This is a genomic window from Streptomyces sp. FH025 (assembly GCF_017427025.1).
In the GTDB taxonomy this organism is placed as follows: Bacteria; Actinomycetota; Actinomycetes; order Streptomycetales; family Streptomycetaceae; genus Kitasatospora.
The window spans coordinates 1-9,873 of sequence record NZ_JAFLNG010000255.1 but is presented as its reverse complement, the minus strand read 5'-3'; the positions used below and the strand labels follow the sequence as shown (position 1 = coordinate 9,873).

At 70.1% G+C, this 9,873-nt stretch carries 5 protein-coding genes and 1 pseudogene; 4 read left to right on the top strand and 2 right to left on the bottom strand.

The window, feature by feature from the left end; translation table 11 throughout:
• The first annotated feature begins 25 nt into the window (after positions 1-25).
• Together J0670_RS19095 and J0670_RS19090 are read left to right on the top strand one after the other, a co-directional pair.
• Positions 26-5,086 carry a caspase family protein gene (locus J0670_RS19095; RefSeq protein ID WP_207812833.1) on the top strand — a complete coding sequence of 1,687 codons (5,061 nt, stop codon included), beginning with the start codon at positions 26-28 and terminating at the stop codon, positions 5,084-5,086.
• Positions 5,087-5,429: 343 nt separating this feature from the next.
• Positions 5,430-6,029, top strand: coding sequence for a hypothetical protein (locus tag J0670_RS19090; RefSeq protein WP_207812832.1), 600 nt, complete (start codon positions 5,430-5,432; stop codon positions 6,027-6,029).
• Positions 6,030-6,098: 69 nt separating this feature from the next.
• On the opposite strand, the gene J0670_RS19085 is transcribed toward J0670_RS19090, so the two are convergent.
• Positions 6,099-6,422, bottom strand: a complete 324-nt coding sequence (locus tag J0670_RS19085) for an antibiotic biosynthesis monooxygenase (RefSeq protein ID WP_207812831.1) — start codon at positions 6,420-6,422, stop codon at positions 6,099-6,101.
• A gap of 207 nt (positions 6,423-6,629) precedes the next feature.
• On the opposite strand from J0670_RS19085, the gene J0670_RS19080 reads away from it, so the two are divergent.
• Positions 6,630-6,809 carry a hypothetical protein gene (locus J0670_RS19080; protein ID WP_207812830.1) on the top strand — a complete coding sequence of 60 codons (180 nt, stop codon included), beginning with the start codon at positions 6,630-6,632 and terminating at the stop codon, positions 6,807-6,809.
• Positions 6,810-6,885: 76 nt separating this feature from the next.
• On the opposite strand, the gene J0670_RS19075 is transcribed toward J0670_RS19080, so the two are convergent.
• Positions 6,886-8,961, bottom strand: coding sequence for an MFS transporter (locus J0670_RS19075; RefSeq protein ID WP_243437224.1), 2,076 nt, complete (start codon positions 8,959-8,961; stop codon positions 6,886-6,888).
• Between the two features lie 307 nt (positions 8,962-9,268).
• On the opposite strand from J0670_RS19075, the pseudogene J0670_RS19070 reads away from it, so the two are divergent.
• Positions 9,269-9,873, top strand: a pseudogene (locus J0670_RS19070) (hypothetical protein); the annotation flags it as partial.

Genomic DNA, 9,873 nt, shown 5'->3' with positions numbered 1-9,873 from the left:
GCACGCTCAAGGGAGGGGCAGATCCGTGGACGAAGGAACGCACAAGGCCTTGCTGATCGGGGTCGGCGAAACCCCGGCCGCAGCGCATCGCTTCCCCCCGTTGCAGAGCGCGGTCACCGCAGACCTGCACGAACTGGGCGAGGCCCTTACCGACGCCGGTTACGACGTCGAAACGCTGCGGGACCCGACCCGCAACGACATCGCCGACCGCATCACCCGGATCGCACAGGACGCCCCTGCCGGAAGCACTCTGCTGCTGTACTTCTCCGGACACGGCGTCCGGATCCGCGACACCGACTACCTGCTGCCCGCCGACGCCCTCGCCCCCGCCGACGATGATCCCGCGGCCTGGGAGCGACCGCACATCACCGAGTCCCTGCTCGACGCGGACATCAGCAAGTACCTGTCCGGCTGCACCACCGGAACCGTCCTGTGGCTGATCGACGCCTGCCGCTCACCCGAGGACAGCGGCCCGGTGGTCTTCGGCAGCGGTGTCACCAGGGGCCCGGCCCACGGCGGCTTCGCCGTCATGACCGGGTGCGAACCCGGGCAGCGCTGCGGCTACACGGACACCGGCAGTTTCTTCACCCGGGCGCTCGCCGAGGCCTTCGGGCCACTGACCGAGGCCGCCACCGTGGAGCAGATCCACCAGACGGCCGCCCGGCGCACCCGCGAACTGGCGCTGCGCCACCGGGCGGGCCCGCAGAAGGTCCGGATCCACTACGGCAGGGATCTGGAGGAGGAAACCCGGCAGACGGTCGTCGCCCCGAGCAGACGGCTCCTCGAATCCTGGCGCGAGGCTGTCCACGCCCCCGAACTCTGGGGCCGGGTACCGGCCTCCCAAGCGAGCCTCGTGACACGTTTCCAGCAGCAACTGTCCACCCTCGCCGCCGAAACCGCACGCCACGTCCACCTGGCCCAGACGAGCCTGACCGACCCCTGGGCCGATGACGACTTCCCGGTCCGGCTGCTGCGGAACCGTCTGCCGCAGTTGCTGGCCGACGACGCCGAGTTGTCGGCCCTGGAGGTCACCTCGCTGATAGCCGGAGTCTTCCTGCACGAAGCGGCCTGGGCCGACCGGCTCAATCAGGCGAAGGGGGTGTCCCCGCACTTCGTGGGGCACCTGGACGACGGCGACGCCCTTCGGTCCCACTACGAGCAGATCGTCAAACACCACGCACAGATCGCCGAGAAGCTCTCCCGGTTCCACCTGTGGTACGACGATCCGCCGGAGGAGAAGCAGGCGGTTGCCCTGTGGTTGACGCACCGCTGGATCGCCGACCGCTTCGAGACCGATGACCGTCCGATACCGGCCGAGCGGGCCACCAGGTTCGCCTCCCAGCTACTGGAAGTCGATCCATCGACCTCGGCCGGTCGCACCGGACGTGTCCACGAGTTGTCCTCGGCCCTTCAGTTGGTCGCTGCCGGCCTCACCCTCGGGCTGCCTTCCGATGGCGCTACCGCGATCCCGGACCGGCACGCCACCCCCGGCCGGCCCCAGGAACTTCGGATCCGCCCGCTCGCGGCACTCCTGCGCCTGGCCGGCCTGTTGGCCTTCGATGTCCGTACCCTGCCCGACGTTCTCGCCGAGCACCTGGCCGTGTCGGACTCCGTACGACCACAAGAAGTCATCGAGGTGTTGCGGGAGGCCGTCTGGGACACCGAGGACCGCAACGGCGAACCGAGGAGCCTGCATCTCGACACCGTATGCCCACACCCTGCGGTGCACGCCACGCTGAGTGCCGTTGTGGAGGACGTCGACGAGCTGAGCCAGACACTGCGTGACGCAGCTCGCTCGATGGCCTCACGCGATGCGCTGCTCTTGGCCGGGTTGCCGGCCCGGGCGACCGACCGTCGACTGCGCCCGGCTGAAACCGGGGGCCGACGCGCCTACGACGTACCACTGTTGCGGTTCTCGCTGGCGCAGACAGAGGTTCGCCGACTGCTGATGGGAGAGAAGCTCTACGACGGCGAGCGAAACCTCGCGCTGCGCGAGATGTATCAGAACGCCATGGACGCCTGCCGCTACCGGGAGATGCGCCTGCGATACCTCAAGAGCACGGGTCGACAACTCCCGGCGTGGTCCGGCGCGATCCGGATCACCACCGGCTCTGACGACCGAGGCCGCTACGTCGAGTGCGTGGACAACGGCGTCGGAATGACGGTCGATCAGCTCACCAGCACGTTCACCCGGGCGGGCCGCCGCTTCGAACAAGATCGCGCCTTCAGGCGCGAGCAGGCGGCTTGGCTCCGACATGACCGCTCTCTCCGGCTCTACCCGAACAGTCGTTTCGGCATCGGCGTCTTCAGCTACTTCATGCTCGCCGAGGAGATGACGATCACCACTCGACCGGTCGATCAGGAGGGTCGATCAGCCCGCAGAGCGTTGCGCGTGGAGGTGCCGAGCAGTGGCAGCCTCTTCCGCGTCCAGGAGGATGACGGGCAGCACGACGAGAACCTTCCCGAAGGCGGCACCCGCGTCCGGCTCTATCTGCGCAACCCGTACGACCTACCGGGCGCGGCGTGCGTGTCGATCCTGCAATCACTGGTTCAGGTCAGCGAGTTCAGGATCGAGGCGCGGAGTGCGGACGGATACGGCCACGTGTGGCAGCCGGGCGTCCTCCAGGCCGTGGCGGGTTCACAGAGCATCGAGTCGGAGGCGGCTGTCGAGGCCGTGCCGGGCACCCTGTGGTGGGTCAAGGACACCGGCGCGGTCCTCTGCGACGGCATCGTCACCGATGTCCGTCCTTTCGGCTACGTCCTCAATCTGACCGGGCCGCACGCCGGTGAACTGAGCGTCAACCGCAAGAAGCTGGAGCGCTACGACAAAGCCTGGAGGACAGAGCAGTGGCGGCTCGGAGCCCACGTCCTCGCGAACTGGCCCGAGTTGGACCTCGCCTGGCTCCACCGTCTGGAAACCCGGAACCTTCCGGCGGCCAGGACGATCTGGAAGGAATGGCGCGGCCATGGGGTCCGGATCAGGAATGGATTCCGAGACTCGGTCGACCTGGACAAGGTCGGGTGGTTCAGCATCGACCAGTGGCTGGGCGACAGGCACCGCAATGACCACGGCGAACGGGCCGTCCAGGCCGCCGTCCGCCCCTGGCGATCCACGGTGCTGCGCATGCGTCCGCCAGGAGGGCCCCACGCATCGATCTCACCGGCAGGTCACCCGGTACCCGAACCAGGCTGGGCCGACGTAGCCACGGAGGACACCAGGGACTGGCGCACCGTGGTCTCCTTGGCCCACACCCAGGGCACCACACCGGCAGAGGTGCTCCGCGCGGCCCGCGGGCTGCGAGTCGCACACGCTTCGCTGGCCGGGCCCGCCGTACGCGAGGGCTCCCTCGACTGGAAGCCGACACACCTCGACTCGGTGATCCTGGAGGGACTACGCCCCTCCGACCGGCCGGACATCCATGCCCGTACCAATCGACAGACCCAGAACCGCCCGGGGACGGGCTACCAACACCCGCCGTCGGACCTCAGCGGCATCGTCCGCGCCTCCTCAACGGGCGGCCGGGAGCTCGGAGAGTTGGCCGAGGCCTGCGCACGATACGCCCCGTTCCTCCCCCGTCCACTCGGTGAGGTACCGGAATACCACCGCAAGCACGTCTGCGACAGGGACGACCTCGCGCTGCTCTACGTTCGGGCCGACGAGCGGACGTGGCGGCCAGTGGCCCACCCTTGGGACATATCCACCGTTGCCGAAACTCTCGACATCGGCCTCGCGGATGCCTGGTGGCGTGCCTCCCGGTTCTCCTGGCTCGGACGGCCGATCCCCGACGTCACCCTCACCGCGCTATGGGCCGATGTTCCGCTGGAGCTGGAGGAGGTGCTCCGGCGCTACGTCGTCCCGACCTCTGACGGCAGCGCGATGCTTCCCTGGGCCGCCACGATCGACCTGGCCGCAGAGCTGGGAATCTCCCTGCGCAAGGCGGAGAAGCTCCTCGCTCGGGAGGCGGAGCGGCTGCGGCTTGCCCACCAGCGCCGGTACGCGGCCGGGTCGGCCGGGCGCGGCCAGATCCCTGAGGAGGGAACCGGATCAGTCGTCGCCTGGTTGCACAACGTGGGACTTCGCTTGGAGGGCGGAATCTCCCTTCGCGACCTCGCATTCGCCCATCACTACGAGATGCCATGGACCGAACTCGCCGACGCTGTGGACGAGTTGCGTGCCGCCGGTGTCAGCATCCCGAACGCCGGCCAGCTTTTGCGGGCCTGGGAGGACCTCCCGCTACCGAGCCGATACGCCTTCTCCGGTCGCGACCCGTCCTTCGATGGCTCGGACTACCCCGTCCTACCGAGTTCGGAGGTGCTGTTCACCGGATGCCAGCAGCTGAGGCAGAAGCTCTCGGTCCTGTGGAAGACGGCAGCCAAAGAATCCCGCCGCCTGGGCCTCGAAGCGGACCTCCTGGCCCCCGACCTGAGCGACGATCTGAAGAACTTCCGGCCGACCTGGGACGAGATCCACGCACTGATCGACTTCGGCGACGACGAGGAATACGACGAGTGGTTCGAGAGTCCCCGCTGGACCCGCCTCACCCCGGCGCGCCTCATCGGCTACGCCCGCGCGAAGAACGTCGGCGCACGCGCCGCGTTCGAGCTGCTGGCCCCCTTGCGGGCGATCGGCGCGCTGATACCCGAGCTCACCGCCGAGGCCATCGCCGTATTGCCCGAAGAGGTACCGACCGAGCAGGACATGGAGGCACTCGATCCGACGTGCCGGGTGTCCGGGCAGGACGAGCCCATCGGCCCGCTCGACCTCGTCAGCGTCGCCGGTCGACTCGGCGAGCCGGTGATCCGCACCTGGCAGCGCATGACGCCCTACCTCCCGCTGGAGCCGGCGACTTCCCCGATGACCGGCATCCCCGACACCGTTCCGACCTGGCAGGACCTGACGATCCTCTCCGAAGGCCTCAACGGCATGCTCCCGGCGGTGAACGGCGAGGTGACGCGGGAACGACTCGCCTTCGCGGGCGCGGGGGTCGGAGAGTCGCCCGAGTGGGTTCGAGAACGGCTCGGGAACTACGCGGAACTCTTCGGCCTGGAACTTCCATCGGAATCCGAAACACGGGATCGGAATTGACGCAGCAACCATCGCACGACCTCGACAAGCCCTATGCGGAAGAGGACCTCGGCGTCCTCGACTCCCCGGGATTCAGCCAACGTACGACTGCCGATGGTCGCGGAGTCATCGTGAGCGGCACCTGCCCGCGCTGTCACGGCCGGACCGAGACGGAAATCCCTCGGGGAATTCCCGGAGTCGGCAGCAAGGGGATCGTCGACCTGCTCATCGGGCGAAGGGAAAGGACGGACGAGCCCGAGCCCCTGGTCGGCGAGGTCCACTTCTGCGAATGCGGACATGCCCATCCCGAACTGCCCGCGGACTCCCATTTCATCGGCTGCGGCGGTAGTTGGAGAGTCCAACCGTGAGCGCCCGTTCCGACCGCCGCTGGGCCGAGCTGGCGCGCGAACTCGAGTTCACACGTCTGTCGGAACTCCGCCGGCAGGCCGAGGGCTGGCGGACCGGGCTGACCGGACTGACCGCGCTGCTCACCGTACTGGCCTTGCTGAAAGGCCGTGACAATCTGGCCGATCTGCCGGAATGGGCGCGGTTCGTGGCCACCGGACTGCTCGTGGGAGCGTTCGCGCTGCTCGTCATCGGCTCGCTTCTCGCGATGCGATCGGCCCACGGTGCTCCCGAGCCCGAGATCCTCCTCGGAGGGCAGGCGCTGCGTCGGTGGACCGAACGGGAAGCAGCCCGGGTGACCAAGGCGCTGGCGCGCGCATCGGCCTGCTGCGTGCTCGGACTGATACTGATCGTGGGTGCCGTGGCCGTCACCTGGACGACCACGCAGACCAAGAACGCGAACCTCGTCAGGGTCACGACGCCGCTCGGAGAGACATGCGGTGAGCTGGCTTCGGCGGATCAGCACCAGATCCTGATCCGCCAGGCGACCCCCGGCAACGCCATGGCGTCCGTACCGACGGGAACCATGCTGAGCATGCGTCCCGTCACCTCCTGCTGAGCACAGCCGCAAGCGCGCCGCCCGCCCGGAGGGTGTGCACCTCCGGGCGGGCGGCCCCTGTTCACCGGGTCAGGCCTTCGGGCCCGCCGACTGGACGACCTCGAAGGACCACAGCGTCGAGCCGGAGGCGGCCGGTCGCTTCGGGGCCTCGCCCTCGCCGCCGTGCTGGTGGGCCGCCTTCATCGGGCCCTCCATCCAGGCCTTGAAGTCCTCCTCGCTGCGCCAGCGGGTGTAGACGAGGTACTGGTCGGTGCCCTCGACCGGGCGGAGCAGCTCGAACCACTCGAAGCCGTCCGAGTTCTCCACCGCGTGGGCGCGCGAGGCGAAGCGCTGCTCCAGCACCTCGCGCTGCTCGGCCGGAACCGTCAGCACGTTGATCTTGACGACGGACATGCCGCTCCTTCTGCTCCGCCGGGGTCGCGGGTGCGACCGTCGGCCCGGTTGATGCGTACGGGCAGCAGTCTCCTACACCTCACGGCGGGCGGCTCCGGTGATCCCCGGTGAGTCGGTCACGGCCGGTAGTGGATGGCCGACATGCAGGGCGGGAGCGGGAGTGCAAGCCTGGTTCTAGACCCAAACCCGAGAAATGTAGGAGCGGTCATGGGTATCGGTGACAAGTTCAGGGACAAGGCGCAGCAGGCGGAGGAGGAGGCCAAGCAGCGCCTCGGCCAGAAGGATCCGCAGCAGCAGGACGAGGCCCAGCAGAAGGCCTCGCAGGCGCAGCAGCAGGGCCAGCAGAACCTGGACGACCTGCGGGACGACCTTGAGGACGAGCAGTAGCCGAGCACACCGAGCGGCGACGGCCGAGGGCGAACCCTCGGCCGTCGCGATGTCAGCAGGAACCTTGTGGAGGCGGTCAGAAGGACCGCCCCTCCCCCCGGTACGGCGGCTCGGGCCCGATCGGGGGGTCCGGCCGGTCCCGCAGGTCGGCGCAGAGGGTGGAGCTGAGCCGGGTGAGCAGGTCGGCGAGTTCGGCGTGCTGCTGGTCGTCCCAGTCCCCCAGCAGCTCGGCGAGCTGGGTGCGCCGGGCGTCGACCAGGCGCAGCGCCGCCTTCTCCCCCGGTTCGGTGAGCCGCAGCGGCAGGCCGCCGCTGCGGGCGGCGAGGCCGCGGCCCTCCACCTCCCGCACCGCCTCCTCGATGACCGCGATCGGGATGATCCGCCGTTCGGCGAGTTCGGCCGGCTCGACGGAGCCGTGGTGGTGGATCTGGAGCAGCAGCCAGCTGGAGGCGGGCAGCAGGTCGAGCCCGGCGGTGGCGGTGATCCGCCGGAAGAGGTTGCGCCGGGCCTCCCGGGTGCTCAGTGCCGTGAGCGCGCGGGAGATCTCGTCCAGCGAGGTGCGCTGCACCGGGTTGCACCCGATGGACTCGCCGAGGTCGGGCGCGGTCACGGTGGAGCGCAGCTTCTGTTCGCGCAGGAACAGGGACAGGACGAAGGCGACCGCCGCGACGGGCACGGCGTACAGGAACACCCGGGTGATCGACTCGGCGTAGGCGTGGTGGACCGCGGCCTGGGCGGCGGCCGGGAGCCGGCTGATCAGCCGGGGGTCGGAGGTGATCGTCTCCGGCCGGAAGCCGGGTGGCAGCGGCAGCCCGGCCAGGGCGTCCGCGAGTCGGCCGCGCAGTCCGCCGGCGAAGATCGTCCCGAAGACGGAGACGCCGAAGGAGGCCCCGATGGAGCGGAAGAAGGTGGCGCCCGCGGTGGCCACGCCGAGGTCCTGGTAGTCGACCGAGTTCTGCACGATCAGCACCAGCACCTGCATCACCAGGCCCAGGCCGAGGCCGAAGACCAGGAAGTAGAGGCTCATCTCGGCCGTGCCGGTGTGCTCGGTCAGCCGGGAGAGCAGCAGCAGTCCGACCGTGGTGACGGCCGTGCCCGCGATCGGGAAGATCCGGTAGTGACCGGTCCTGGCGACGATCTGTCCTGAGCCGATCGAGGTGAGCAGCATGCCGAGCACCATCGGCAGCATGTGGATGCCGGACAGGGTCGGCGAGACCTGCCGGACGACCTGGAGGAAGGTCGGCAGGTAGGTGAGCGCTCCGAACATCGCGAAGCCGACGACGAAGGAGATCACCGCGACCAGGCTGAAGGTCCGCGAGCGGAACAGCCGCAGCGGCAGGACGGGTTCCGGGGCCGTGCGCTCGACCTCGACGAAGGCGAGCAGCAGCACCAGCCCGAGCATGCCCAGGCCGACGATCTGCCAGGAGCTCCAGGCCCAGGTGGTGCCGCCGAGCGAGGTCATCAGCACCAGACAGGTGGCGACGGCGGCGATCAGCACGGTGCCCAGGTAGTCGATGCGGTGCTCGCGCCGGACGTCCAGGCCGTGCAGCACGGCGGCGATCACCACCAGGGCGACGACGCCGATCGGCAGGTTGATGTAGAAGACCCAGCGCCAGCTGAGGTGGTCGACGAACAGCCCGCCGAGCAGCGGCCCGAGCACGCTGGTGACGCCGAAGACGGCACCGAAGAGACCCTGGTACCTGCCCCGGTCCCGGGGCGGGACGAGGTCGCCGACGATCGCCTGGGTGAGCACGATCAGGCCGCCGCCCCCGAGGCCCTGGAGAGCCCGGAAGGCGATCAACTCGCCCATGTTCCGGGCGATTCCGCACAGCACCGAGCCGAGCAGGAAGATCACGATGGAGGCCTGGAAGAAGCGCTTCCGGCCGTACATGTCGCCGAGCTTGCCCCACAGCGGGGTGGCGGCGGTGGAGGCCAGCAGGTAGGCGGTGACCACCCAGGACAGGTGCTCCAGCCCGCCGAGGTCGCTGACGATGGTGGGCAGCGCGGTGGAGACGATGGTCTGGTCGAGGGCGGCGAGCAGCATCGCCAGCAGCAGGGCGCCGATCGGCACCCAGAGGTTGGGGACGGTGGACTCCGGCGGGCCGGGAGGGGCCGCAGGGGTCCGGTCGGACGCGGCGAGCGGGTCCGTCATGGCGTCTCCGTAGGGTCGCGGGCCGCCACCACCGGGGCCCGTGCGGATGATCACCCCCAGCTCACCATGCTGGCAGATATGTCCCGGTTCGCGCCGCCCGGTTGAGCCGAACGTAAGCGCCGGGGACATCCGCCGGACGCCGACCGTTCTCCGGGAGCCAACCGCCACCAACCGGCACAACACCACCGCCGGGCCCGGACGCCCCTGTCCACCTCCGGAGCCGTCCTGCATAATCAGGCGCGACCGTGCGCCCGGGACCGGCCCGGGAGCCACCGCGACCCGTCCGCGACACCGAGGAGGCCGGCCGATGCCGGACCAGCACTGCCCGACGTGCGGCACCGCACGCTCGACCGGGTGCGGCTGCGTCCCGGACCCGAGCCTCACCGAGACCGCCGTCCTCCCGCACGTCGAGGGCCCGCCGCTGGTCCGCCCGTACGTGCCGCAGTCGGCCGACCAGGTCGCCGATCAACCGCCGACGCAGGCCCCGCCGGTCGACCCGTTCGAGACCGCCGTCCTGCCGCCGGTCGCCCCGGGCCAGCCGCCGGTGCCTGCGTCCGCGCAGCCGCCGCTCGGACCGGACGCGGACGCCTACGCCACCACCGTGCTGCCCCCGGTGCCGCCGCCGCTCGGTCCGGACGCCGACGCGTACGCCACCACCGTGCTGCCGCCCGTACCGCCGGCCGGACCGCCGACCGGACCGGGCGGGTACCCGTCGGCGCCGGTGCCGCCGCCCCCGGCCGAGGCCGGGGACGTTCCGTTCGACCTCACCCCGGCCGGGTCCGAGCCCGTCGGAGGACGAGCCGCGAGACGGGCGGCCGAGCAGTCCGCGCGCGGTCCGCTCGGCCAGCACAAGGTGCTGATCGGCGGGATCGGCGCCGCCCTGGTGGCGCTCACCATCGGCATCGCGTACGC